Source organism: Enterobacter sp. Taxon_8 (assembly GCF_058354585.1).
Genome location: NZ_CM177989.1, coordinates 2604983 through 2629387, shown reverse-complemented (window position 1 = coordinate 2629387; position 24405 = coordinate 2604983). Strand labels below are relative to the sequence as shown.

The window sequence follows — 24405 nt, the reverse complement described above, 5'->3', positions numbered from 1 at the left end:
ATTGGTTCGGGAATTATTACAGCACGTGAACAGATGCGGTATTGGTTGTGCCGCTTGGTACCAGTGCGCCAGAAACCATGACCACAACGTCACCTTTCTGTGCCAGACCGCGATCCACCAGCTCCAGAGCCACTTCTTTACCCAGACGGTAGAAATCATCCGTAGACGCGATCTCTTTCACCAGGTGTGGGATCACGCCTTTGCTCAGCACCAGCTGACGCGCAGTGGTTTCGTTGGTGGTCAGCGCCAGGATAGTCGCATCCGGGAAGTATTTACGCACGGCGCGAGCAGATTTACCGCCCTGGGTGGCAACCACGATCAGTGGGGCTTCCAGTTTCTCAGCCGTTTCTACCGCACCGCGGCATACCGCTTCGGTGATGCGCAGCTTGCGGCTGTCGTTGTTGTAGTCCAGACGGCTTTTCATCACGCGGTCGGTACGTTCGCAGATGGTGGCCATGATGGACACCGCTTCCAGCGGATATTTACCTTTGGCGGATTCGCCGGACAGCATAACCGCATCAGTACCGTCGAGGATGGCGTTTGCCACGTCGCCTGCTTCAGCGCGGGTAGGGCGTGGGTTTTTGATCATGGAGTCCAGCATCTGCGTTGCGGTGATAACCACTTTACGCGCGCGCACGCATTTCTCGATCATCATCTTCTGCGCGAAGATCACTTCTTCAACCGGGATTTCTACACCCAGGTCGCCACGTGCAACCATGATGCCGTCAGACGCTTCGAGGATTTCGTCGAAGTTATTCAGGCCTTCCTGGTTTTCAATTTTGGAGATGATCTGGATCTTCTCGCCGCCGTGGGCTTTCAGGTGCTCACGAATTTCAACCACGTCAGAACGCTTACGGATGAAGGATGCCGCAACAAAGTCAACGCCTTGTTCGCAACCGAAGATCAGGTCCTGTTTGTCTTTTTCAGCCAGCGCTGGCAGTGCGATAGAAACGCCCGGCAGGTTAACGCCTTTGTTTTCGCCCAGGTCGCCGTTGTTCAGTACTTTACAGATAACCTTGTTGCCTTCGATAGCGGTAACTTCCATACCGATCAGACCATCGTCTACCAGCACGGTGTTACCGACGGACAGGTCGTTGGTGAAGCCTTCATAGGTCACTGCAACGATTTCGCTGTTGCCGACAACGGATTTGTCGGTGGTGAAGGTGAAGGTCTGGCCTGCTTTCAGAGAGACGTCGTTACCGCCTTCCAGTTTGATAGTACGGATTTCTGGACCTTTGGTATCCAGCAGGATCGCGGCTTTTTTACCGGTCTTGCTCATCACGTTGCGCAAGTTCTGGATACGCTGACCGTGTTCTGCGTAGTCACCGTGGGAGAAGTTCAGACGCATCACGTTCATGCCGGCATCCAGCATTTTGCTCAGCATCTCTTCAGATTCGGTTTTCGGGCCGATAGTACAAACAATTTTCGTCTTTTTCATGACAGTCTTAGTCTTTAAGTTGGGAAGGATATGGAAATCTCGCTCCGGGGGCGCACCGCCGCGGAGTCAAACCTGTGTTGCAAAAGAGTATATGACACGCACTAAGGATAGGAGACATCAAATGAGCGTGCAGAAGAAAGTGTGCCTGAGTGACAGCCCAACGAAGGAGAGGAGATGTTGTACGTTGTTTTTTGTATTCCAAGCGCTGAAACCATTCACCAGGGATTTGGCGCGCATTATACGCTGATTTTAAGATAAAAGGAAAATGGAAACGGTGTTTCAGAAATAATCTGTGCTGTTTCTCATAATATTGTTATCAAGGCGTTAAGCCATGATGACAACTTGTGGCGGCAGGTGATGGACCTGCCGCCATTTGCTTATTTCTGCAGCGCCTGGCTGAGGTCGGCAATCAGGTCTTTCGGATCTTCAATCCCGACTGACAGGCGGATCAGCTGCGGCACAATGCCGTTTGCCAGGCGTTGCTCCAGCGGAATGGAGGCGTGCGTCATGCTGTAAGGCTGGCTCACCAGACTTTCCACGCCGCCCAGGCTTTCTGCGAGGGTGAACAGCTTCAGGTTGCGAATCACCTCGGTGACTCGTTGCGCATCGCCTTTTACCACGACGGAAATCATCCCACCGGGCAGGGCCATCTGCGTGCGGGCAAGCTGATATTGCGGATGCGATTCCAGGCCGGGATAGAACACTTTTTCGACCAGAGGGTGCTGATCCAGCCATTGCGCAATCGCCAGCGCGTTGGTGCTGTGCTTTTCTACCCTCAACGCGAGCGTGCGAATACCGCGCAGCGTCAGGAAACTGCTGAACGGATCCAGAACGCCGCCCACCGCGTTTTGCAGATAGCCCAGCTTGTCCGCCAGTTCCTTGTTATCCCCGACAATCGCCAGCCCGGCGACCACGTCAGAGTGGCCGTTAAGGTATTTGGTGGCAGAGTGCACCACGATATCGAAACCAGACTCCAGCGGACGGTGGATCACCGGCGACGCGAAGGTGTTATCCGCCACGCTGATGACGTTATGACGACGGGCGATTGCCGCGATGGCCGCCAGATCCGCCAGCTTCAGCAGCGGGTTGGTCGGCGTCTCGACCCACACCATACGCGTATCCGGGCGGATGGCGGCCTCGAGCCCGGCGAGGTCGTCCGGTTTAACCCAGCTGACCTGCAGGCCGGTGCTGCGTTTGCGCACGTTTTCGATCAGGCGGTACGTCCCGCCGTAAACGTCATCAATGGCGACGATATGGCTGTCTTTATCCAGCAGTTCGAGCACCGTGGAGATGGCCGCCAGACCGGAGGCGAAGGCGTAGCCGCGCGCGCCGCCCTCCAGTTCGGCGATCGCGGTTTCCAGCGCGTGGCGGGTAGGGTTGCCGCTGCGCGAATACTCATAGCCGGTATGCTCGCCGGGTGACGGTTGCGCAAACGTCGAGGTGGCGTAAATCGGCGGCATGACGGCGCCGTGCTGGTCGTTGAACTCGCCGCTGTGGACGCTCAGGGTAGCCAGGTTTTTCATCATCTGTTCCTTTATTGCTGAAGACGGTTGCGCCAGGCGGTCAGAACGTCGCTGCGCGTAATCAGACCGAGAAAACGGTCGTTGTCATTAATGACGGCCACCAGGCCGCGGTCGAAGATGGCGTGCAGGGCGCTTTCCGGGGCGTGTTTATCAAGAAACTCCACCTGACGCGTCATGGCTGCCGTCACCGGCAGCGCGAAGCGATCGCCGTCGCCGCCGATATGCCGCAGAAGATCCCACTCGTCGATAATACCCACCACCTTGCCGTTCTCCAGCACCGGCAGCTGGGAGATGTCATACAGGCGCATGCGTGCCAGTACGGTGGAAAGCGTGTCGTCCGGGGCGGCGGTAACGGTGGCGCCTTCATCGTGGCGCAGGGCGATATAGTCGGAGAGATCGCCGGCCTGAGGACGCGTGATGAGCCCCTGCTGTCGCATCCAGTCGTCGTTGAACATCTTCGAAAGATACTTATTGCCGCTGTCGCAGGCGAAGGTCACCACGCGCTTCGGCGTGGTCTGCGCCTGGCAATACTTCAGCGCGGCCGCAAGCAGCGTGCCGCTGGAGGAGCCCGCCAGAATGCCCTCCGTTTTCAGCAGCTCGCGCGCGGTGGTGAAGGCTTCGCGGTCGGTGATGCGCCAGGCGCGATTCACCCCTTCAATGTGGGCCAGCGGCGGAATAAAGTCTTCGCCAATTCCCTCAACCAGCCAGGAGCCCGCGTCGTGGTAGCATCCGGTTTCCACCTGGTCGGCTAGCACGGATCCGGCCGGGTCTGCCAGGACAAATTCAGTATGCGGAGAGTGCTCGGCGAACCACGCCTGCAGGCCGCCCAGCGTGCCGCCTGAGCCGACGCCCACGACGATGGCGTCGATCCGGCCGTCAAGCTGTTCATACAGTTCCGGCGCCGTGGTTGTGCGGTGCGCCAGCGGGTTGGCTTCGTTGTTGAACTGGTCGATGTAAAACGCGCCGGGAAGTTCGTTCGCCAGGCGCTGGGCGTAATCCTGGTAATAGGCCGGGTGGCCCTTATTGACGTCGGAGCGGGTCAGCACCACCTGGGCACCCAGCGCGCGCAGGTGGAAAATCTTCTCGCGGCTCATTTTGTCCGGCACCACCAGAATCAGCGAGTAGCCTTTCTGGGCGGCGATTAGGGCCAGGCCGAGACCGGTATTGCCCGCCGTAGCCTCAATTATCGTGCCGCCAGGCTTCAGTTTACCGGTACGTTCCGCTTCGTTAATCATCGACAGCGCAACGCGATCCTTAATCGAACCGCCCGGGTTCTGGTTTTCCAGCTTCAGAAAGAGCGAGCAGGGACCGGTATCAAGCTTATGCAGCTGGATCAGCGGGGTACGACCAATCAGTTCGGTGACGGAGTGATAAATCGTCATGATGTTTTCCTTTCTGGATGTCATGACGGGATGATAGGGCGGTGAAATTTTCTCAATAAAGAACCATTCACTGCCGTTTAGAACAGAAAGGAATATAAATGCCATTTCTGGATGGCAGGACAGCAAGACGTAAAGTTGTCTGGATGTGAGGATGGCTATATCGGGATAAAATGCTGCAAAAATGACCGTTTTTTGCGCCCGTCCGCCAGCAGATATGCATCCGCCAGATAATCATTGCTGAAATTGGTCTAAATGCTTCCCACCCGGTAAATCCGCTGTTTATTTCGGAAAGTTATAACACATTCTTTTTTGTTCATTTAAAAGCGGGTAACGCCTGTTTACTATCGTTTGGACATCCATACTGCTAAACCGCCACGGGCGGCACGGATAATGAATAAGAATGATTGTACTGAGCAATATTTCGAAGGTTTTTGACAACGGAAAGGTGGTACTCACAGCCGTTGATAACGTCAATTTGACGATAGCACAGGGACAGATATACGGGATCATTGGTTACAGCGGCGCAGGTAAAAGTACGCTTATCCGCCTGCTGAATGGTCTGGAAAAACCGAGCAGCGGCAGCGTAACCATCAACGGGCAGAACATTTCTGCCGCAAAAGGTGAAGCGCTGCGCCAGGCGCGTCTGAAGATCAGCATGGTGTTTCAACACTTTAACCTGCTGTGGTCGCGCACGGTCAGCGAGAATATTGCGTTCTCGATGCAAATTGCCGGCGTACCGAAAGCCGAAATTAAGGCCCGCGTGGCCGAGCTTATTGAACTCGTTGGCCTGAAAGGCCGCGAGCATGCCTATCCGTCGCAGCTGAGCGGTGGTCAAAAGCAGCGCGTGGGTATTGCGCGTGCGCTGGCTAATCGCCCGGATGTGCTGCTCTGCGATGAAGCCACCTCCGCGCTTGACCCGCAGACCACCGATCAGATCCTCGATCTGCTGCTGGATATTAACCGCCGCTTTAAGCTGACCATCGTGCTCATCACGCACGAGATGCACGTGGTGCGCAAAATCTGCGACTGCGTGGCGGTAATGGAGAACGGTAAGGTGGTGGAAGAGGGAGACGTGCTGAGCGTCTTTACCCATCCGCAGCAGCCGATTACGCAGCAGTTTGTGCGTCAGGTGAGCCAGTACGCTGAAGAAGAAACGTTCAATACCGAACTGGCAAACGATCTGGAAGGGACGGTCATCAGGCTGACCTTTACCGGGCACAGCACGCATAAGCCGATTGTGGGCGAACTGACGCTGCGCTACGGCCTGCCGTTTAACATCCTGCACGGAAAAATGACCCAAACCGCTCACGGCGTGTTTGGTCAACTCTGGGTGCACGTCGTGGCATCTGACGAACAACTGAACAATATCCTCGCCGACCTGCAGCACAGCGATATTGAAGGCGAGGTGATTAAACATGGCTGAGAATCTCTTTCCGCATCTCAAGTGGGATCAGCTCTGGGCGGCGACGCTTGAGACGCTGTACATGACCGCGCTGTCCGGCGTGGCGACCTTTGTGCTGGGCATCGTGCTGGGTCTGGCGCTGTTTTTAACCGCGCGCGGCGGTCTGTTCCATAACCGCACGGTCTACAGCGTGATTTCGATTGTGGTGAACGTGTTCCGCTCGATTCCGTTCATCATTTTGATTGTGCTGCTGATCCCGTTCACCAAGACCGTCGTCGGCACCATTCTTGGCGCCAACGCGGCGCTGCCGGCCCTGATAGTGGGTGCCGCACCGTTCTACGCACGCCTGGTGGAGATCTCCCTGCGTGAAGTGGATAAAGGCGTGATTGAAGCGACGCGCTCGATGGGCGCACGACTGAGCACGCTCGTGTTTCGGGTTTTACTGCCGGAATCATCACCCGCACTGGTATCAGGTATTACGGTGACGCTGATTGCGCTGGTGAGCTACAGCGCAATGGCGGGGGTGATTGGCGCCGGTGGTTTGGGAAATCTGGCTTATCTGGAAGGATTCCAGCGCAACCATGGTGACGTCACGCTGGTGGCAACGGTGACCATTTTAATCATCGTTTTCATTATCCAGTTCTGCGGCGATGTCATTACTTCACTGTTAGATAAACGCTAATAAATACACACAGGAACCACATCATGAAAAAGACACTGACACTGATCGCCGCAGCAACCCTGAGCGCCCTGAGCTTCGCCTCCTGGGCCGACACACTGACCGTGGGCGCGTCCAACACGCCGCATGCGGAAATTCTGGAGCAGGCTAAGCCGATTCTGGCGAAGCAGGGTATCGACCTGGAGATTAAACCGTTCCAGGATTACATTCTGCCGAATACCGCGCTGGCGGGTCATGACATCGACGCGAACTATTTCCAGCATATTCCTTACCTGAACAGCGTGCTGAAAGATCATGCGGGCGATAAGGACTACGATTTTGTCAGTGCGGGCGCGATCCACATTGAGCCAATCGGCATCTACTCCAAAAAATACAAGTCGCTGAAAGACCTGCCGGAAGGTGGCAAGATCATCATGCGTGACGCGGTTTCTGAAGAGGGGCGTATTCTTTCCATCTTCGAGAAAGAGGGCGTGATCAAGCTGAAGCCGGGCATCGATAAAGTGACCGCGCGCATCAGCGACATCGTCGAGAACCCGAAAAAGCTGAAGTTCACGCCTAACGTTGAAGCGTCTCTGCTGCCGCAGATGTACAACAACAACGAAGGCGATGCGGTGGTGATCAACGCCAACTACGCGATTGACGCCGGTCTGGATCCGGTTCACGACCCGATTGCGGTAGAGAGCGGTGAAAACAACCCGTACGCCAACATCATTACCGTACACCGCGGTGACGAGAAGAAGAAAGATATCGTCGCGCTGGTGAACGTGCTGCACTCGAAAGAGATTCAGGACTGGATCCGCACCAAGTACAAAGGCGCGGTTATTCCTGTAAACAACTAATTTACTGATTTTGCTGATGAAGCCCGGCGAGTCTATCGCCGGGCTTCTTTTTTGTATCCGGCTGGAGAATCATTTAAGCTCAACGTTTAAAAGGCAATGGAGTGATGACGATGGGTAACGTGACCAAAGATGAAGCGCTATACCAGGAGATGTGCCGGGTGGTCGGAAAGGTGGTGCTCGAGATGCGTGATTTAGGGCAGGAGCCAAAGCATATTGTCATTGCCGGAGTCCTGCGTACCGCGCTGGCGAACCAGCGCGTTAAACGCAGTGAATTGACAACCGAAGCAATGGAAACGGTGGTTAAAGCGCTGGCCGGGTAAGGCGCCAGCGCTTCGCAAGCTGCTCGAGCGAGCAGCAGAGCAGGTAGTAAACCACGCCCGTAAAGATAAAAATGGCCGCCGGGTAGATTTGCACCCGGTTGTTGACCTGTCCCGCCACCGTGGTCAGTTCAGGGACGTTCACGATAAACGCCAGCGACGTATCCTTCAGCAGGCTGATAAAAATCCCCACCAGCGACGGCAGAATATTCCTCAGCGCCTGCGGCAGCAGCACGCGCAACAGGGTTTGTTGGGTGCTGAAGCCCTGAGACAGCGCGGCCTCGTACTGCCCGGTCGGCAGTGCGCTCAGCCCGGCCAGCACCGAGTGCATCACGGTGGCCGCCGTAAACCAGGCCAGCGCCAGCGTGACGGTCAGCGCCCCGGGCAGATCGCCCCCGGTGATGAGCGGCAGGAGATACCACATCCAGAAAATTACGAAGATGAGCGGGATACCGCGAATCAGCTCTGCCCATAAAAAGAGGACTTTTCGCACGAGCCCGGTAAAGCGCCAGGCCAGGCACGCGAGCAGTATCCCTCCGGGCAGAGCGATAACCGCAGCGCCTGCTGCCATCATTAACGAAAGCAGTACGCCTCCCGGTTCACCCGTTGCCGCGCGTCCCCACAGCAGATAATCGAGGTTATCGGTGATGACATTAAGTCCGGCAATCATGTTTTTCACTCCCTGCGATGACGACGTTCGGGCGTTTACGTTTCGCCTGTGGCCCAAGGCGTACCAGCACCATCCCCATGACCAGGCCGGTCAGCAGATAGAGCACGGTACCGAGGGTAAACGCCTCCAGCGCGTGCGCGTTATAGCTTTCGATCTGCCTGACCTGATAGGTGAGCTCGGCGAAGCCAATCCCGCTGGCGAGCGAGGAGAGCTTCATCAGATTGAGATACTGGCCCACAACGGGCTGCCAGGCGTTGGCCAGGCCCTGCGGCAGAAGGATGAAGCGAAATACGCGCCATGCTGAGAATCCCTGGGCGAGCGCCGCCTCCCGCTGCCCGGCGGGCACGGAACGCAATCCTGCTTCCACCTCTTCGATTAAAAACGCCGAGGTAAAAACGCCCAGCCCCCAGGCAGAGCATAAAAATTCGGGCGTAAACCACCAGACGTCGCCGGGCAGAATCGACCAGCTGTGATCGGCGTTGACCGCGTCGCGAAACGCCTGCGGCAGCCCGTTCCAGGCGGCAAAATACCAGAACAGTAGCTGCACCAGCAGCGGGGTATTGCGAAAGAGTGATACCCAGCCGCTGACGATCGCTTTCCCGACGCGTCCGCCGGACAGGCGCAGGAGCATAAAGAGCAGTGCGAGCAGGCTGGCCAGCACGATCCCCGCCAGCGTCACCCACAGGGTGGTGAGGAATCCGGAGAGTATCCACTGCAGAGGCTGTCCGGTCAGTACCCCCTGCCAGTCGAGCGCGGGCATTACAGATGCTCCTGATGCAGCGGGTTGAGCACCTTTTGCAGGAAGCGCTGCGCGCGCGGATGCGCTGGCTGGCTGAAAAACTGCGCCGGCGGCGCGGTTTCCAGAATTTGCCCGCCGTCGATAAAGACAATCCGGTCGGCGATTTCCCGGGCAAACTGCATCTCATGAGTCACCACGATCATCGTGATCCCGCTGTGGGCGAGGGCTTTCATCACGAACAGCACTTCACCAATCATCTCCGGATCCAGCGCGGAGGTGGGTTCATCAAACAGAATGATTTGCGGTGAAGAGGCGAGGGCGCGGGCTATCGCCACGCGCTGCTGCTGCCCGCCGGAAAGCTCTGCCGGGTAATGGTGGGCCTTTTCCAGCATCCCGACTTTCTCCAGCAGGGCCAGCGCGCGCGCCTGGGCTGGCTGTGGCTTCCAGCCGTGAACGTGCTCCAGTGCCAGGGTGATGTTCTGGCTGGCGGTGAGATGGGCGTAAAGATTGAACTGCTGGAACACAAACCCCACGCGGCTACGCAGCTGACGCAGCCCGGTACCGGAGAGCTTTCCGGTAGGCTTGTTGTCGACCAGAATCTCCCCGCCGCTCAGGGTTTCAAGCTGGTTGATAAGACGGATCAGGGTGGATTTACCGGAGCCTGAAGGGCCGAGGATGGCAACCACTTCTCCGGGCGTGATGGTGAGGTTAATGTCGTTTAAAACCTGATGGTCACCGTAGCGTTTGTCCACATGACGAAACTTGACGCTGGCCTGTTCCAGATGTGAAAAATCCGCGGCACCGGCCGCGGAGTGTGAAAATAAACCTGAGAGCATAATTACCTGGCTTCTATTTTAAAGGCGCGCGGCTGTGGAGCAGGGGTGCCAGGACCAAACCAGACATCATAGATTTTTGCCGCCTGACCGGTCTTCTCGAGATTAACCAGTTCGTCGTTAACGGCTTTCAGCAGCGCCGTTTCACCTTTCTTCACCCCTACGCCAATCTCTTCTTTACTGAGCAGGTCGGGCAGGATTTTGAAGTTGGCTTTGTCCGGCGCCTGCGCCAGCAGACCGGCCAGAATGGTGCTGTCCTGAGTGATGGCCTGTACGTTGCCGTTGCGCAGTGCGGTCAGCGCCAGGGGAATGTCGTCATAAGAGAGGACGCGGGACTGCGGGAAACGCTGGTGCAGCGCCTGCTCGCCCGTCGTTCCTTTGACTGCGCCGATGCGCGCCCGGCTATAGTCATCGAGCTTGTCCGGTGATTTCGCCGGAACGAGGAACTGCTGGCCGGTAACGAAGTAAGGCGTCGAGAAATCAATGACCTGTGCGCGTTCCGGGGTGATGGTGATATCCGCCACAATCAGGTCGGCTTTGCCGGACTGCAGCAGCGGAATGCGGTTGGCCGGATTGGTGGCAACCAGTTCAAGCTTCACGCCGAGCGATTTTGCCAGCGCTTTGGCGAAGTCCACGTCGTAACCCACGATCTCATGCGTTTTGGCATCAATCGAGCCAAACGGCGGGTTGGCATCAAACGTGGCCACTTTCACCACCCCTGCTGCCTTGATATCCGCCAGCTGATCGGCCTGCGCCTGCGCTGAAAACAGGCCCCAGGCTGCCACTACGCCCAGAGCCAGCGTCCGTTTTTTAAACCCTTTCATTTTTGCTGCCATAGTCATTCGCCATCCCGTTGTTTTTGTTTTACCCCGTTACGCTCCCATAAGGGAAAGCTATCGCCAAATAAGAAATCGTTCTTTGCTATGAGCAAAAAAGCATTAGTGAACAAGGTGTTAATGAAGAGTGAAAAGGACGAGGGTGCTATTTGCAGATCCTGCACATAGACAGTGGATTTTGGTATTTCCCCTGCACGGGATTTGGGTGCTTAACTGAGGTCAGACACGGCGAGAGAGGGTAAGACGATGAAAAAGTGGATCAGCACGTTACGGCGGTTTTTTGCGGCCCGGCCAGCGAATGCGGAGAACAGCGCGCAACGTGTTCTTGAGTCGATACTGCCTGTCGCCAGCCTGTATGGCGTAGACGTTGCCAACATTGACCCGGAGTGGTTCCATGATAAAACGTCACGCTGAACTGCGCCGCACGCGCGAAACCTACTGGAACGAGGTGTGCGTGACGTTTAACGAGTGAAATAAAAAAAGCACCGGTTTCCCGGTGCTTTTTTTATTAGATCTTGCAGGCGTCGCCGCAGTCGTCGTCGGCGACAATCGCCTGCGCTTTTTTGTCTGCATCGTCCAGACGTTCCGCATTACGCTCTTCTGCTTCATCCAGACCGTTAAAGACTAAGTTATCGAGATCAATTTCCATGTTGCACCTGCTCTGTTCAGTTTTCGATACTGGCACAGTATAGGGCAAAAAAAGCCAGCAATGTACCTCGCAGCACATAAGGATAATCCCTGCCATACTCAGTGCTTTATCGCTGAGGAGAGCACATGATTACACTCTGTAAAACCTGTGGAACCGCCTACGATACGCAGCCGGAAAGATGCCCAATTTGTGAGGATGAACGCCAGTATGTGCCCATCACGGGACAGGCGTGGACCGATCTCGATACCGTCAACGCGACGCACAGCAACAAATGGCAGCAGTTGGAGCCGCGATTGTTCGGTATCAAAACGGTCCCGGCGTTTGCTATCAACCAGCGGGCGCTGCTTCTGCAAACGCCGCACGGCAATATCCTCTGGGACTGCATCGCCAACCTCGATGCCGCAACCCAAACCCTCATCGCCTCGCTCGGCGGCATCAGCGCGATTGCGATTTCACACCCGCACTATTACACCACGATGCAGGAGTGGGCTGCGGCGTTTGACGCGCCGGTGTACCTGCACGCCAGCGACAGAGAGTGGGTCATGCGCGACAGCCCTGCCATTCATTTCTGGGAGGGGGATGCGCTGGAGATTTGCCCGTCGGTTACCCTGCTGCGTCTGGGCGGGCATTTTGCCGGGGGGACGGTGCTGCACTGGCAGGAGGGGGACGGGGTATTGCTGGTGGGCGATATTCTGCAGATCACGCCGGGTAAAGACGCCGTCTCGTTTATGTGGAGCTACCCGAATTATCTCCCGCTGCCGGCCCGAACGGTGGCGTCGGTGGTGAGTCATCTCGAAGGCAAAACCTTTGAACGTCTTTACGGCGCGTTCGAAGGGCAGAACATCCTGGCCAGTGCGGACGAGATCGTGCAGCGGTCGGGCCAGAAATATATTGCTTGTCTGAAGTAAACCACGATGGGTAAACTTTACGAGTGTGATCTCGATCATACCTAAACTAAAACAGATAAAAGAGACATTGCTATGCAACATATCATTGAAGGTTTTCTCAGCTTTCAAAAAGAGATTTTCCCGCAACGTAAAGAACTCTTCCGCAGTTTAGCGTCCAGCCAGAATCCCAAAGCGCTGTTCATCTCATGCTCCGACAGCCGTCTGGTCCCGGAACTGGTCACCCAGCAAGAGCCAGGACAACTCTTTGTCATTCGTAATGCTGGCAACATCGTGCCGCCGTTCGGACCGGAGCCTGGCGGTGTGTCCGCAACCATCGAATACGCCGTGGTGGCGCTGGGCGTCACGGATATCGTGATTTGTGGTCACTCCAACTGTGGCGCAATGAAGGCGATTGCCGATAACGCGAACCTGGAGCCGATGCCTGCGGTGTCACACTGGCTGCGCTATTCCGACGCGGCGAAAGCCGTGGTTGAGAAGAAAACCTGGGATAAGCCGATCGATAAGGTCAATGCGATGGTGCAGGAAAACGTGTTTGCGCAGCTGAGCAACATCAAGACCCATCCGTCCGTTGCGGTGGGCCTGCGTAATAACTCCATCCGACTGCACGGCTGGGTGTACGATATTGAAAGCGGCGAAATCCTCGCGCTGGATAAAGCGACGAAAAGTTTCGTTTCGCTGTCGGAAAACCCGGAAGTCTTCTTCGAGTAATTACCGACAGCAGGGCATGGAAGCCCTGTCAGATCTCAATATACGGTAACCTTCTCCGCGATCCCGACGCGGGTTTTTCAGCCGCCTTCGCCATCGCTTCTGCAATCTCAGCACATTCTGCCAGCCCCTGAACGAAGGGACGGTCGTGCATCAGCCACGGTATCGCGCCGAAGGCGATGCGTCCGCGCACGGTGTCAGGCGCTTTTAAGGTGTAATCCTCGCCGATATCGTGTATCCGATCTCCCGTTGCTTCCAGCTGTTTTCGCAGCGTCGGGAAGGGCAGATCTTTCGTTTTGAGCGGCTTTTGTCCGCGTGCGTCAATAAATACGTCGAAACGATAGACGGTCTCTTTTGTGGTTATCACCGTTCGATCGCTGCCAACGTCGAGCGTGTAGTCGTCACCGAGCGCGGCCACGCTGATGATGCCGGCTTCGCGAAGTGCGAGCAGCCTGCGGATAGACTGCGGAGGAATGGCGGCATAATTGTCGATAAATACCCGAGCCAGCCCCTGACTGAAGCGTTCACCGTCTTGCTCATCGAGATGGGGGACGATTTCCTGAACCACTTCATGCAGCCGAAGCACGGTATAGCGCCAGGCCACGGTACGGCGTTCCCGTTTGTTGCGTTCAACCTCGTTGAGATTCTCTTCCGCCCAGGTAAAGGGGCCGTGGCGTTTACGATCCTCAAACCAGGCCTCACGAATAGTGTCCGCATTCAGCGTATGCAGAGACATTTTCTCGCACCATGCCGGATCGGCAAGCTGAAGCTCTTTGACCATCAGGGCAAAAATGCGGTCAAGCAGGCCATCCGGTCCTTTGGCTATCTCGCTTTCCACCACGAATTCGGTCAAAACCGACAGCGGTTCGTAAGGAATAGGGCAGTAAAAATCGGCTTCCGGCAGAATGCCCGTCCGGGACATCAGCGTAATGTGTAACCCTTCGCTGCCGTTGTCGAGGATGAATTTACCGTTACTAAACTCACCGTGCTGCATCACCACCGCCATAGCCGCGTCGAGACCGCTCAACGAGGTGCCCATAATGCCCACGCGGCAAGGGGGAATGCTGGCATCCATCAGGCCGGACCACGGGCTTGGGAAGAACGTGCGCGTGGCTTCATCCTCCTCTGGCCAGACGTGGCCGGTGGCGATAACCGCCAGGTCGAATTTATCCGGTAGGGCGCGGTCGTTGACCGAAATCGTCACGCCGGTTGTCGAAGGGTTGATGTCGGTGACCTTCGCTGATTCATGGATCTCAACCTGGAACCCCAGCTTTTTCGCCTCTTTTACGATTGATCGAAAGCTGTCGCGAAAATACTCCCCCAGCAGGATCCTCGGCAGGAACTGCCGATCGTGCAGGCTGGCTTTATCAACCTTAAAACGCGACAGATGGGCGTCGCTCTGTTCCTTGAGCCAGTCGAGGTAGGTCATAAAAATGGGCGGGATTTCAATGCTCGCAATGTTCGCCAGCATCAGCCGGGAATTATCGTCGTCGTTATAGGGCATTCCCACGCCGGCTTCATCGGCCTGTTCGAAAACGGAAACGGAGAGCGGCGTGCTGTTCTTAAGCAGGTGATAAAAGGTGTAAATCCCTGTGGGGCCGGAGCCGATAATCGCGATCTTCTTCATCAACACGTTTCCTGTGTTTTTTTCCATAGGAAAAGCGTAGCAGGAGAACAATGAAGAAAATAAGGGATTAGGAAAATTCAGGATATCAGAAGAGGAGTTGCACCATTTCAGGACTGAAATGGTGCGTCCGAGTGGACTCGAACCACCGACCCCCACCATGTCAAGGTGGTGCTCTAACCAACTGAGCTACGGACGCAGAATGGTGCGTTCAATTGGACTCGAACCAACGACCCCCACCATGTCAAGGTGGTGCTCTAACCAACTGAGCTATGAACGCAACGTGTTGTCGGTGACAACGGGGACGAATATTAGCGGCACAGCATCGAGGTGGCAAGAGGGAAAATGCAATTTTCTCTCTGATTTCACGCGATTGCTGTATTACCGCGCAAAGTGAAGAGAAAGTAGCCGCCAGGCGGCGGCTACTGCGTCGTTAACGTGCAGCGCGTTGCAAAATGACCGTTGATGGCTGGCGCTGCAGGAAGCGCATGCGCATCATCATCATAATCGCCGCCGAGGTCAGGCCGATGATAAAGCCCATCCAGAACCCTGCCGGCCCCATGCGCTCAACCACCAGGTCGGTCAGGGCCAGAATATAGCCACACGGCAGACCCAGCACCCAGTAGGCGATGAAAGTGATAAAGAAGATGGAACGCGTGTCTTTATAGCCGCGCAGCACGCCGCTGCCAATCACCTGAATGGAGTCAGAAATCTGGTAAATCGCGGCCAGCAGCATCAGGTGCGATGCCAGCGTGACGACTTCCGGATTGTCGTTATAGAGCAGAGCGATCTGCTCGCGTAATGCAACGGTAAAGAGCGCAGTACAGATCGCCATGCAGACGCCGACGCCCAGTCCGGTTCGGGCGGCCGTTTGCGCATCGAGCGTTGAGCCCTGGCCCAGGCGGAAGCCTACGCGAATCGTCACCGCCGCCGCCAGCGACATCGGCAGGACGAACATCAGGGAGCTAAAGTTCAGCGCGATCTGGTGCCCGGCGACGTTCACAATGCCCAGCGGGGAGACCAGCAGGGCGACCACGGCAAACAGGGTCACCTCAAAGAACAGCGCGAGGGCAATCGGCAACCCTAACTGCACCAGACGCGTCATGATGTTCCAGTCCGGCGTGCTGAATCTGTGCTCGTTACGAATATCGCGCATGGAGCGGGCGCGCTTCACGAAGGTAAGCATCGAGAAGAACATTACCCAGTAAACGACGGCCGTCGCCACGCCGCAGCCGACGCCGCCCAGCTCCGGCATCCCGAAATGACCGTAAATAAAGACATAGTTAACGGGAATGTTGACCAGCAGCCCGATAAAGCCCATCACCATGCCGGGCTTGGTTTTCGCCAGGCCTTCACACTGGTTACGCGCCACCTGGAAGAAGAGGTAGCCAGGCGCACCCCAGAGCAGCGCGCGCAAATAACCCACGGCTTTGTCTGCCAGTGCCGGGTCAATATTATGCATAGCGCGAATGATATGGCCCGCGTTCCAGAGCACGACCATAATTAGCACCGAGACAAATCCTGCCAGCCAGAAGCCCTGGCGGACCTGATGGGCAATGCGATCGCGGCGCCCCGAACCATTGAGCTGAGCGATAACTGGCGTGAGCGCGAGCAGCAGACCGTGGCCGAACAGGATGGCCGGAAGCCAGATTGACGTGCCGATAGCAACGGCCGCCATGTCGGTGGCGCTGTAGCCACCTGCCATTACCGTATCCACAAATCCCATTGCGGTCTGGGCCACCTGCGCGACGATCACTGGTATAGCCAGTGCCAATAGCTGGCGCGCTTCATTCATGTACTTCTGCACGTGAACACCTTTATTTTGTAGTTATATGAGAGACTAAAAAAGCCGCCGAAACTGGCAGCAAGAAGAAAATGCAGGGGGGTGCCAGCTATTGTAGCGGGCTTTAGCTATTTATCTAGTGAAAAAATCGCCAGAAAATGCGCTCTGCTGGCAACCTGTTTTTCCAACTGTTATTGTGGAGGGATTAAACGGTGTCATCACCGTTCGGAAAAAACAGGAGTTGTAAGCATGTTTACTGGTATTGTGCAGGGCACTGCCAAAGTGGTGTCCATTGATGAAAAACCTAATTTCCGTACTCATGTTGTTGAGCTGCCGGAATATATGCTCGAGGGCATTGAAACCGGCGCGTCGATTGCCCATAACGGCTGCTGCCTGACCGTTACCGAAATTAACGGCAACCAGATTAGCTTTGATTTAATGAAAGAGACGCTGCGGATCACTAACCTGGGCGAGCTGGTGGTAGGCGATACCATCAACGTTGAGCGCGCGGCGAAGTTCAGCGATGAGATTGGCGGTCATCTTATGTCGGGGCACATCATGACCACCGCCGAAGTGGCGAAAATCGTGACCTCGGAAAATAACCGTCAAATCTGGTTTAAAATGCAGGACCCGTCATTAATGAAATACATTCTCTATAAAGGATTTATTGGCATTGACGGGATTAGCCTGACGGTAGGGGAAGTGACGCCAACGCGTTTTTGCGTGCATTTAATTCCTGAAACGCTGCAGCGCACCACGCTGGGCGCGAAAAAACTGGGGCATCGCGTGAATATCGAAATCGATCCGCAGACCCAGGCTGTGGTTGATACGGTTGAGCGCGTGCTGGCAGCAAAAGAAGCCGCAATAATAAAGACCGCCGAAGAAGAATAAAAAATAACCCCGGATATCCGGGGTTATTTTTTTAGCGTGCGACACGCAGTCCGTGTTCTATCCCACGGCTGAATACCACCTGCCAGAGCTGAATATCCCGTGCGCGAAACGCCCCCGCGCAGGCATTCAAATAATAGCTAAACATTCGTTTGAATCGTTCAGAATAGTTGTCCGCAATCTCTGGCCAGGCTTTCTGGAAACGTTCATGCCATGCCATTAAGGTGGTGTCGTAGTCCGCGCCAAAGTTATGCCAGTCTTCCATCACGAAATGGGGTTCACTGGCGTTGGCAATCTGGCGAACGGACGGTAAACAGCCATTCGGAAAGATGTATTTGTTGATCCACGGGTCAACGTTGTTGTCGGTCCGCTTAGAGCCGATGGTGTGCAGCAGGAAGATGCCGTCCGGTTTCAGATTCCGGTCCACCACCTCAAAATAGGTATCGTAGTTTTTTGGCCCCACGTGCTCGAACATGCCGACGGAAACAATCCGGTCAAACTGTTCATTCAGGTCACGGTAGTCCTGCAGCCTGATATCCACATCGAGATCCTGGCAGCGCTCCCGCGCCATTTTTTGCTGTTCCGCTGAGATCGTCACGCCGACCACGCTGACGCCATAATGCTTCGCCATAAAATATGCCAGCCCACCCCAGCCGCAGCCGATATCCAGCACGCGCATGCCGGGCTGTAGCTGCAGCTTCTCGCTAATCAGACGCAGCTTCGCCTGCTGAGCCTCTTCAAGCGTCGAGGCCTCTTTCCAGTAGGCGCAGGAGTATTGCATGAAAGGGTCCAGCATGCGGCTGAACAGGTCATTGCCGAGATCGTAATGCTCTTTGCCGACGATCCAGGCGCGTTTTTTACTTTGCAAGTTAAACAGTCGGGCAGAGGCGACACGCAAAGTGTCTTTCAGATTGCGGGGGAGTTGATTTTCCAGACCGGCACGCAACACGCTGGCAAAAAAGATATCCAGCCGTTCACAATCCCACCAGCCGTCCATATAACTTTCTCCCAGGCCTAACGACCCTTCCCGCAACACGCGTTTAAAAAAGTCGGGATGTTTAACCTGGGGATCGGATGGCGAAGATCCGTTGATAGTGATGCCTGCTCGACCTAACAGTTCACTGACGATCCGGGACCAGTTGTCGTCCGGAACGCTGACTTCTTCTATACACGATGAACTCATAGCTTCTCCATCACCCTGATGTGATCAGAACCTTCAAACAGCGTAGACGCTTTTTTTGGTTTGTGAGAAATCTCACGGTAAATACCGCGAGGCTAGTATCCGACGTAGAACAGAGGAAGGGAGATAACCCTTGCCGAAATGCCTTCCATGGTAAAACGGGAGCACTCCGGCTCCCGTTAACACTTAATATTTATCGTATTTAATCGAACCAAATTTAGTATAGGCTTCAAAATTTGGTGATTCAATAGAAAATTGTTAGCAACCTAATCACTGAAATATAACATGATTTCTGGCGCAATCAGGCATGCGAGGTTTCCACCTGAGCACCGTTATCCTGCTCACGCTGCGCGGAGGCCTGCATGCGATAGCCCAATACCGCCAGCGCTACGGTGAACAGCATCACGCTGGTGGTGGTCAAAAGCGGCGTAGCAATCAGCGCCGAGACCACCAGGCTTGCCAGGAAGCACAAACCCAGCTGCAGGGTGTTCTGCAGCGCGGCGGCGCGGCCTGTTGCCTGCGGGAATGGACGCAGCGCCTGCGCCACAACGATAGGGTAAATCGCCCCGTTCGCAATGGCCATCACGCAGAACGGGATCAAAATTTCGGCCAGACCGGCACCCGGAATAAAGCCAACGGCCCAGGTCCCGATGACGCTCAGCGCATAGAGCACCAGCAGCCATGGCAGCATCTGCTGGCCTTCCCATTTTTGCAGCGCCGCGCGACAGCCGTACCCGCCCACAAGGAACGCGATTGTCTGCGGAACATAGCTCAGGCCGATGGCTGCCGGGCTGTAGCCCATATCGTGCAGAATGAACGGCGAGCCGGTGAGCCATGCGAAGAAGCTTGCCGAGCAGGCGGCATAGATCAGGACATTCCCGCGATACGCTTTGGCGCTCAACAGTGAGGTGAAGGTAATCGGCTTCGCGTCGGCATGCGCCTCTTTTTTATGCGCAGGCTTGAGGGCAAACGCCGGCAGCATCAGCACCAGCGTGATGGCAAACAGCGTGGCAAAAATGGCCTGCCAGTCAAAGTGCGCGAGGATCCAGCTGCCCAGCAGCGGAGCCAGGGCAGGGGAGAGGCCCACCAGCGGCATAATGGTGGCGAAAATACGGTTTGTGCGGTTAGCCGGGTAGTAGTCAGTCACCAGCGCCTGCCAGGTCACGGCCGCGGCACAGACGCCCACGGCCTGAACGAAGCGCAGCACCAGCAGCCAGGTGGCGTCGCGTACCCATAACATCCCCAGGCACCCCACCGCAAAAATGGCCAGACCCAGCAGCAGTACCGGTTTACGACCAAAGCGATCCGAGAGCGGTCCCCAGAGCAGCTGTGCAAAAGCAAAACCGGCGAGGAACAAACTCAGGCTGGCACTGATGGCGGCAGCGGGGGTTTGCAAATCTTCCTGCATCGCGGCAAAAGCCGGCAGGTACATATCGGTGGCCAAAAAGCCCAGCACGCTTAAGCCGCCGAGCCAGACTAAAAAACCGTTCCTGGGTTGCATTATTTTATTCTCCTGAGGAGGCAGGTATACATTGGCGCTGAGTGTAGGGAGTGCAAAGCCGCTTGTGAAACGCTAATATTTGGCGGGTGCATTCAAATTTTTTGCAGGCAGAAAATGTGGTCAGATTATTCTCTTGAAGTGGTCGATGCTGTCGCGCGTAACGGCAGCTTCAGCGGTGCGGCGCAGGAGCTGCACCGCGTCCCTTCGGCCATCAGCTACACGGTGCGTCAACTGGAGGAGTGGCTGGCGGTTCCGCTGTTTGAGCGGCGGCATCGTGACGTGGAATTGACGCCCGCCGGGGCGTGGTTTTTGAAGGAAGGGCGTTCTGTTATCAAAAAAATGCAGATCACCCGCGAACAGTGCCAGCAGATCGCCAACGGCTGGCGGGGACATCTTTCCATCGCGGTGGATAACATCGTGAAGCCGGAACGCACCCGACAGATGATTGTCGATTTCTATCGTCATTTCTCTGACGTTGAGCTGCGGGTCTCGCAGGAGGTGTTCAACGGGGTGTGGGATGCGCTGGCGGACGGCAGGGCGGAGATGGCGATTGGCGCGACGCAGGCGATCCCGGTCGGGGGACGTTACGCCTTTCGCGACATGGGGATGCTGAGCTGGAAATGCGTGGTGGCCAGCGATCATCCTCTGGCAGCGATGGACGGGCCGCTTAGCGACGATACGCTGCGCAACTGGCCCTCGCTGGTGCTGGAGGATACGTCCCGTTCATTGCCCAAGCGTATCACCTGGCTTCTGGACAACCAGCGGCGGGTGGTGGCTCCGGACTGGGAATCGTCGGCGACGTGCCTCAGTGCCGGACTGTGCGTCGCGATGGTGCCCGTTCATTTTGCGCGTCCGCGCATCAATACCGGCGAATGGGTTGAACTGACGCTGGAAAATCCGTTCCCGGACGCGGCCTGCTGCCTGACCTGGCAACAAAATGATGTCTCGCCCGCCATGGCCTGGCTGCTGGATTATCTGGGGGACAGCGAAACGCTGAACCGGGAATGGTTACGGGAGCCAGCGTAGCTGGCCCCGTAAAGGGATTAACGACGGTAGTCGCGGAACGGACCGTCCGCAACGGAACGGCGTTCAATCAGGCGCGGGTGAACTTCAATGGACTGCGACTCTTCGCGCTTGTTGACGATCCTGTCGAGCAGCATATTGAAGGCCGTTTCGCCCAGCGAATCTTTCGGCTGGTGAATGGTGGTCAGCGCAGGGGTGAAGAAGCGCGCGTTACGCACGTTGTCATACCCGATCACGGAAATATCCTGCGGTACGCGCAGACCCAGTTCATCGGCGGCGCAGAGCGCGCCCATGGCCATGATGTCACCCCCGCAGAAAACGGCGGTCGGACGGTGCGGCTGGGAAACGATCTGCTGCATTGCGCGGTAGCCTGATTCCGGCTCAAAGTCGCCCTGCACGATCCAGTTTTCCGGCACGGTGATCAGCGCTTCTTCCATCGCTTTCATAAAACCGGCAAGACGGCCCGCCCCGGTGTTGCGCTCCAGCGGACCCGGGATCACGCCAATCTCGCGGTGACCGCGTTCGATCAGGTAACGGCCGGCCATATAACCGCCTTCAAAGGCATTGTCGATAACGGAGTCGGTGAAATCTGCACGCGCTTCGCCCCAGTCCATAACGACCATGGGGATGTGGCGATACTCTTCGAGCATCGACAGCACGGATTCCGGGTACTCGGAACACATCACCAGCAGGCCGTCAACGCGCTTCTGAGCCATCATCGACAGGTAGGCGCGCTGTTTTTCAATGCTGTTCCACGCGTTGCCCAGAATCAGGGTATAGCCTTTCTGGAAGCAGTTTTTTTCAACCGCTTCAATGATCTCGGCAAAATAGGCCGCTTCACTACTGGTCGCCAGCAATCCAATGGACTTGGTGTGATTAACCTTAAGGCTACGCGCGACCGCACTTGGCGAATAATGCAGCTCCTTGATCGCTGCCCAGACGGCGTTGCGCGTCTCTTCCGCCACAAAGCGGGTTTTGTTAATTACATGTGATACGGTTGTAGTGGAAACGTTTGCGCGTTTTGCTACGTCTTTAATTGTTGCCATTAAATGTCACTCCAGACCATATCCTAAGCTCCTGAAAAACTTGAAGGTAAACGTTTGCCTTCTCTCACCCTTATCACGCAATCTTGAATTGCGGCACGCCGGGAAAACGACACGGGACGTCAGGAGGGGGTCAATGGCCGGTACGCTAATAAATTTAGCGTGGAATTTTGTCCTATCTTGATGAAAAGGGGAAGAGGTAAAGTGGTTATCAGTATAAATCCAGGAAGATTTTTGACGTAATCTGTGCAAAAATGAGCAAGCTCACTTTTCGTGTGGGGATTAAAAGGAGAAAAATTGATGAGTTCCGATCTTAAGTTTTCGCTGTTCACCACCGTTGTTGTGCTGGCTCTGATTGTTGTGGCCGGTCTGACGGCTGCGCTGCACTGATTTACGCGGAGGGAGAGCCTTCTCCCTCCCGACTCCCCGGATTGTTACTTCTCTGGCAAAAATCTTTTGCCATTTTGTTAACTTCTCATTTTTTGTGATTGATGTCATGCTTTCCGCTTCTTTGTTCTGTGTCACCACGTGACACGGCATCCGGAGTTTACGCATGAAAATCAATTTTCCCCTGCTGGCCCTGGCGATTGGCGCTTTTGGGATTGGCACCACTGAATTCTCCCCGATGGGGTTACTGCCCGTCATCGCCCGCGGCGTGGACGTCTCGATCCCTGCGGCTGGCATGTTGATCAGCGCCTACGCTATCGGCGTGATGGTGGGGGCGCCGCTGATGACGCTTCTCCTTTCTCATCGCGCGCGCCGCAATGCGCTGATTTTCCTGATGGCGATTTTCACCCTCGGCAACGTGCTTTCGGCCATTTCGCCGGACTACACCACGCTGATGCTGTCGCGTATTCTGACAAGCCTCAACCACGGCGCGTTCTTTGGGCTGGGGTCGGTCGTGGCGGCAAGCGTGGTGCCAAAACATAAGCAGGCGAGCGCCGTGGCCACCATGTTTATGGGGCTGACCATCGCTAACATCGGCGGTGTTCCTGCTGCAACCTGGCTGGGAGAAGCGATCGGCTGGCGTATGTCTTTCCTGGCGACGGCCGGGCTGGGCGTGGTCGCGATGGTGGCATTGTTCTTCTCCCTGCCGAAAGGCAGCGCCGGAGAACGTCCGGAAGTGCGTAAGGAGCTGTCGGTGCTGGTGCGCCCGCAGGTGCTTTCCGCGCTGCTTACCACCGTTCTCGGGGCAGGGGCGATGTTTACCCTCTATACCTATATTTCACCGGTACTGCACGATATCACCCACGCAACGCCTCTCTTTGTGACCGCGATGCTGGTGCTGATTGGCGTGGGCTTCTCGATTGGCAACTATCTCGGCGGGAAATTTGCCGACCGTTCCGTGAGCGGGACGCTGAAGGGCTTCTTAACCCTGCTGATTGTCATCATGATCGCCATTCCGTGGCTGGCGCGTAACGAGTTTGGCGCCGCGATGGCGATGGTCGTCTGGGGTGCAGCAACGTTCGCCGTGGTGCCACCGCTGCAGATGCGCGTGATGCGTGTTGCGCATGAAGCGCCGGGCCTCTCATCCTCGGTCAATATCGGTGCCTTTAACCTGGGCAATGCGCTCGGTGCGGCGGCCGGTGGGGCCGTGATTTCAGGTGGTCTGGGATACAGCTTTGTGCCGGTGATGGGGGCAATCATTGCCGCGCTCGGCCTGCTGTTGGTGATGATGTCGGGTCGTAAACAGCCAGAAGCAGCCTGCGCTGCGGAATAAACCAAAAACGCAGAAGGGCGAACCCTTCTGCGTGTCTTTTACGCGGCGAAGTTCTTCGCCACAAAGTCCCAGTTAACCAGTGCCCAGAAGTGTTCCAGGTAGTTCGGGCGCGCGTTACGGTAATCGATGTAGTAAGCGTGTTCCCATACGTCCACGGTCATCAGCGGCTTCGCGCTGGTGGTCAGCGGGGTGCCCGCGTTAGAGGTGGATACGATAGCCAGTTTGCCATCCGCCTCTTTAACCAGCCACGTCCAGCCTGAACCGAAGTTCTTGATGGCTGCATCGGTAAATTTCGCTTTGAAATCTGCGAAGTTGCCAAATGCGGCGTTGATAGCGGTAGCCAGTTCACCGACAGGTTCACCGCCGGCATTCGGCGCCAGGCAGTGCCAGTAGAAGGTGTGGTTCCACACCTGAGCGGCGTTGTTGAATACGCCACCCTCAGAGCTGCGGACGATCTCTTCCAGCGTTTTGCCTTCAAAATCGGTGCCCTTGATCAGGTTGTTCAGGTTGGTGACGTAAGTCTGGTGATGTTTGCCGTAGTGATATTCCAGGGTTTCCGCAGAAATGTGCGGTGCCAGGGCGTCTTTTGCATACGGTAGTGCAGGTAATTCGAACGACATTGCTTCTCTCCTTATTGTATTTTGCGTTGCCAATAACCACACAGACAACAAGGACAGGATAGCAAATTGAAAGGGTATGCAAAAGAGGAACTTACCCTGCCAC

The 24405-nt window shown here is 56.0% G+C and carries 26 protein-coding genes and 2 tRNA genes; 11 read left to right on the top strand and 17 right to left on the bottom strand.

Annotated features, from left to right (window positions below):
• Window positions 1-16: 16 nt before the first annotated feature.
• The 4 genes from pykF to AC4IBF_RS12395 all read right to left on the bottom strand — a co-directional run bounded on the left by pykF (window position 17) and on the right by AC4IBF_RS12395 (window position 4343).
• Window positions 17-1438 carry a pyruvate kinase PykF gene (pykF, locus tag AC4IBF_RS12410; RefSeq protein WP_115874849.1) on the bottom strand — a complete coding sequence of 474 codons (1422 nt, stop codon included), beginning with the start codon at window positions 1436-1438 and terminating at the stop codon, window positions 17-19.
• A gap of 7 nt (window positions 1439-1445) precedes the next feature.
• Window positions 1446-1640 carry a protein YnhH gene (gene ynhH / locus AC4IBF_RS12405; RefSeq protein WP_418721936.1) on the bottom strand — a complete coding sequence of 65 codons (195 nt, stop codon included), beginning with the start codon at window positions 1638-1640 and terminating at the stop codon, window positions 1446-1448.
• A 175-nt stretch (window positions 1641-1815) separates the two neighbouring features.
• The gene (locus tag AC4IBF_RS12400) at window positions 1816-2961 is read right to left on the bottom strand and encodes a trans-sulfuration enzyme family protein (RefSeq protein ID WP_491463320.1); all 1146 of its coding nucleotides are present in this window, start codon (window positions 2959-2961) and stop codon (window positions 1816-1818) included.
• 11 nt (window positions 2962-2972) lie between these two features.
• The gene (locus AC4IBF_RS12395; RefSeq protein WP_491462851.1) at window positions 2973-4343 is read right to left on the bottom strand and encodes a pyridoxal-phosphate dependent enzyme; all 1371 of its coding nucleotides are present in this window, start codon (window positions 4341-4343) and stop codon (window positions 2973-2975) included.
• Between the two features lie 400 nt (window positions 4344-4743).
• Between AC4IBF_RS12395 and AC4IBF_RS12390 the strand changes: the two genes are divergently transcribed.
• From AC4IBF_RS12390 to fumD, 4 genes are all read left to right on the top strand, one after another.
• A complete protein-coding gene (locus tag AC4IBF_RS12390; protein ID WP_491462850.1) occupies window positions 4744-5766 on the top strand; it encodes a methionine ABC transporter ATP-binding protein in 1023 nt (340 codons plus the stop codon).
• Window positions 5759-6427 (top strand): methionine ABC transporter permease, encoded by a 669-nt coding sequence (locus tag AC4IBF_RS12385; protein ID WP_491462849.1) that lies wholly within the window; start codon window positions 5759-5761, stop codon window positions 6425-6427. The genes AC4IBF_RS12390 and AC4IBF_RS12385 overlap by 8 nt, the downstream gene beginning before the upstream one ends.
• A gap of 23 nt (window positions 6428-6450) precedes the next feature.
• Window positions 6451-7263: a MetQ/NlpA family ABC transporter substrate-binding protein gene (locus AC4IBF_RS12380; protein ID WP_008500616.1), complete on the top strand. Its 813-nt coding sequence runs from the start codon at window positions 6451-6453 to the stop codon at window positions 7261-7263.
• Window positions 7264-7373: 110 nt separating this feature from the next.
• Window positions 7374-7583, top strand: coding sequence for a fumarate hydratase FumD (gene fumD / locus AC4IBF_RS12375; RefSeq protein WP_008500615.1), 210 nt, complete (start codon window positions 7374-7376; stop codon window positions 7581-7583).
• Here fumD and AC4IBF_RS12370 read toward each other — a convergent pair.
• Genes AC4IBF_RS12370 through AC4IBF_RS12355 form a run of 4 tightly spaced genes read right to left on the bottom strand, consistent with a single transcriptional unit; the run spans window position 7564 to window position 10658 of the window.
• Window positions 7564-8250 carry an amino acid ABC transporter permease gene (locus AC4IBF_RS12370; protein ID WP_479974898.1) on the bottom strand — a complete coding sequence of 229 codons (687 nt, stop codon included), beginning with the start codon at window positions 8248-8250 and terminating at the stop codon, window positions 7564-7566. The genes fumD and AC4IBF_RS12370 overlap by 20 nt on opposite strands.
• Window positions 8234-9010, bottom strand: a complete 777-nt coding sequence (locus AC4IBF_RS12365) for an amino acid ABC transporter permease (RefSeq protein WP_479974897.1) — start codon at window positions 9008-9010, stop codon at window positions 8234-8236. The genes AC4IBF_RS12370 and AC4IBF_RS12365 overlap by 17 nt, the downstream gene beginning before the upstream one ends.
• On the bottom strand, window positions 9010-9825 hold the full coding sequence (locus AC4IBF_RS12360) for an amino acid ABC transporter ATP-binding protein (protein WP_479974896.1): 816 nt from the start codon (window positions 9823-9825) through the stop codon (window positions 9010-9012). The genes AC4IBF_RS12365 and AC4IBF_RS12360 overlap by 1 nt, the downstream gene beginning before the upstream one ends.
• Window positions 9826-9827: 2 nt before the next feature.
• Window positions 9828-10658 carry an ABC transporter substrate-binding protein gene (locus AC4IBF_RS12355; RefSeq protein WP_473719694.1) on the bottom strand — a complete coding sequence of 277 codons (831 nt, stop codon included), beginning with the start codon at window positions 10656-10658 and terminating at the stop codon, window positions 9828-9830.
• Between the two features lie 246 nt (window positions 10659-10904).
• Between AC4IBF_RS12355 and AC4IBF_RS12350 the strand changes: the two genes are divergently transcribed.
• Window positions 10905-11072, top strand: a complete 168-nt coding sequence (locus tag AC4IBF_RS12350) for a hypothetical protein (protein WP_038419198.1) — start codon at window positions 10905-10907, stop codon at window positions 11070-11072.
• Window positions 11073-11166: 94 nt separating this feature from the next.
• On the opposite strand, the gene AC4IBF_RS12345 is transcribed toward AC4IBF_RS12350, so the two are convergent.
• A complete protein-coding gene (locus AC4IBF_RS12345; RefSeq protein WP_003857665.1) occupies window positions 11167-11307 on the bottom strand; it encodes a hypothetical protein in 141 nt (46 codons plus the stop codon).
• A gap of 125 nt (window positions 11308-11432) precedes the next feature.
• Here AC4IBF_RS12345 and AC4IBF_RS12340 point away from each other — a divergent pair, with 125 nt between their 5' ends.
• On the top strand, window positions 11433-12215 hold the full coding sequence (locus AC4IBF_RS12340; RefSeq protein ID WP_479974895.1) for an MBL fold metallo-hydrolase: 783 nt from the start codon (window positions 11433-11435) through the stop codon (window positions 12213-12215).
• Between the two features lie 72 nt (window positions 12216-12287).
• Entirely contained in the window at window positions 12288-12923 is a 636-nt protein-coding gene (locus AC4IBF_RS12335; RefSeq protein ID WP_109844381.1) for a carbonic anhydrase, read from the top strand.
• A 28-nt stretch (window positions 12924-12951) separates the two neighbouring features.
• On the opposite strand, the gene AC4IBF_RS12330 is transcribed toward AC4IBF_RS12335, so the two are convergent.
• From AC4IBF_RS12330 to mdtK, 4 genes are all read right to left on the bottom strand, one after another.
• Window positions 12952-14547, bottom strand: coding sequence for an FAD-NAD(P)-binding protein (locus tag AC4IBF_RS12330; protein WP_143345011.1), 1596 nt, complete (start codon window positions 14545-14547; stop codon window positions 12952-12954).
• A 119-nt stretch (window positions 14548-14666) separates the two neighbouring features.
• Window positions 14667-14743, bottom strand: a tRNA-Val gene (locus AC4IBF_RS12325).
• 4 nt (window positions 14744-14747) lie between these two features.
• A tRNA-Val gene (locus tag AC4IBF_RS12320) sits at window positions 14748-14824 on the bottom strand.
• 153 nt (window positions 14825-14977) lie between these two features.
• Entirely contained in the window at window positions 14978-16351 is a 1374-nt protein-coding gene (mdtK, locus tag AC4IBF_RS12315; protein WP_491462848.1) for an MdtK family multidrug efflux MATE transporter, read from the bottom strand.
• Window positions 16352-16576: 225 nt separating this feature from the next.
• Here mdtK and AC4IBF_RS12310 point away from each other — a divergent pair, with 225 nt between their 5' ends.
• Window positions 16577-17218, top strand: coding sequence for a riboflavin synthase subunit alpha (locus AC4IBF_RS12310; RefSeq protein ID WP_095442481.1), 642 nt, complete (start codon window positions 16577-16579; stop codon window positions 17216-17218).
• Window positions 17219-17249: 31 nt separating this feature from the next.
• Here AC4IBF_RS12310 and cfa read toward each other — a convergent pair whose 3' ends face one another.
• The gene (gene cfa / locus AC4IBF_RS12305) at window positions 17250-18398 is read right to left on the bottom strand and encodes a cyclopropane fatty acyl phospholipid synthase (protein ID WP_133294239.1); all 1149 of its coding nucleotides are present in this window, start codon (window positions 18396-18398) and stop codon (window positions 17250-17252) included.
• Window positions 18399-18696: 298 nt separating this feature from the next.
• Window positions 18697-19896, bottom strand: coding sequence for a purine nucleoside transporter PunC (gene punC / locus AC4IBF_RS12300; protein WP_143345013.1), 1200 nt, complete (start codon window positions 19894-19896; stop codon window positions 18697-18699).
• 114 nt (window positions 19897-20010) lie between these two features.
• On the opposite strand from punC, the gene punR reads away from it, so the two are divergent.
• Window positions 20011-20922, top strand: a complete 912-nt coding sequence (gene punR, locus AC4IBF_RS12295; RefSeq protein ID WP_136194735.1) for a DNA-binding transcriptional activator PunR — start codon at window positions 20011-20013, stop codon at window positions 20920-20922.
• 17 nt (window positions 20923-20939) lie between these two features.
• Here the strand turns inward: punR and purR are convergent, their stop codons facing one another.
• Window positions 20940-21965: an HTH-type transcriptional repressor PurR gene (gene purR, locus AC4IBF_RS12290; RefSeq protein WP_008500597.1), complete on the bottom strand. Its 1026-nt coding sequence runs from the start codon at window positions 21963-21965 to the stop codon at window positions 20940-20942.
• A 297-nt stretch (window positions 21966-22262) separates the two neighbouring features.
• Here purR and cydH point away from each other — a divergent pair, with 297 nt between their 5' ends.
• Together cydH and AC4IBF_RS12280 are read left to right on the top strand one after the other, a co-directional pair.
• Window positions 22263-22352: a cytochrome bd-I oxidase subunit CydH gene (gene cydH / locus AC4IBF_RS12285; protein ID WP_136194736.1), complete on the top strand. Its 90-nt coding sequence runs from the start codon at window positions 22263-22265 to the stop codon at window positions 22350-22352.
• Between the two features lie 163 nt (window positions 22353-22515).
• Window positions 22516-23682: an MFS transporter gene (locus AC4IBF_RS12280; RefSeq protein WP_149366745.1), complete on the top strand. Its 1167-nt coding sequence runs from the start codon at window positions 22516-22518 to the stop codon at window positions 23680-23682.
• A 38-nt stretch (window positions 23683-23720) separates the two neighbouring features.
• On the opposite strand, the gene sodB is transcribed toward AC4IBF_RS12280, so the two are convergent.
• A complete protein-coding gene (gene sodB, locus AC4IBF_RS12275; RefSeq protein WP_133294242.1) occupies window positions 23721-24302 on the bottom strand; it encodes a superoxide dismutase [Fe] in 582 nt (193 codons plus the stop codon).
• Between the last annotated feature and the right edge of the window lie 103 nt (window positions 24303-24405).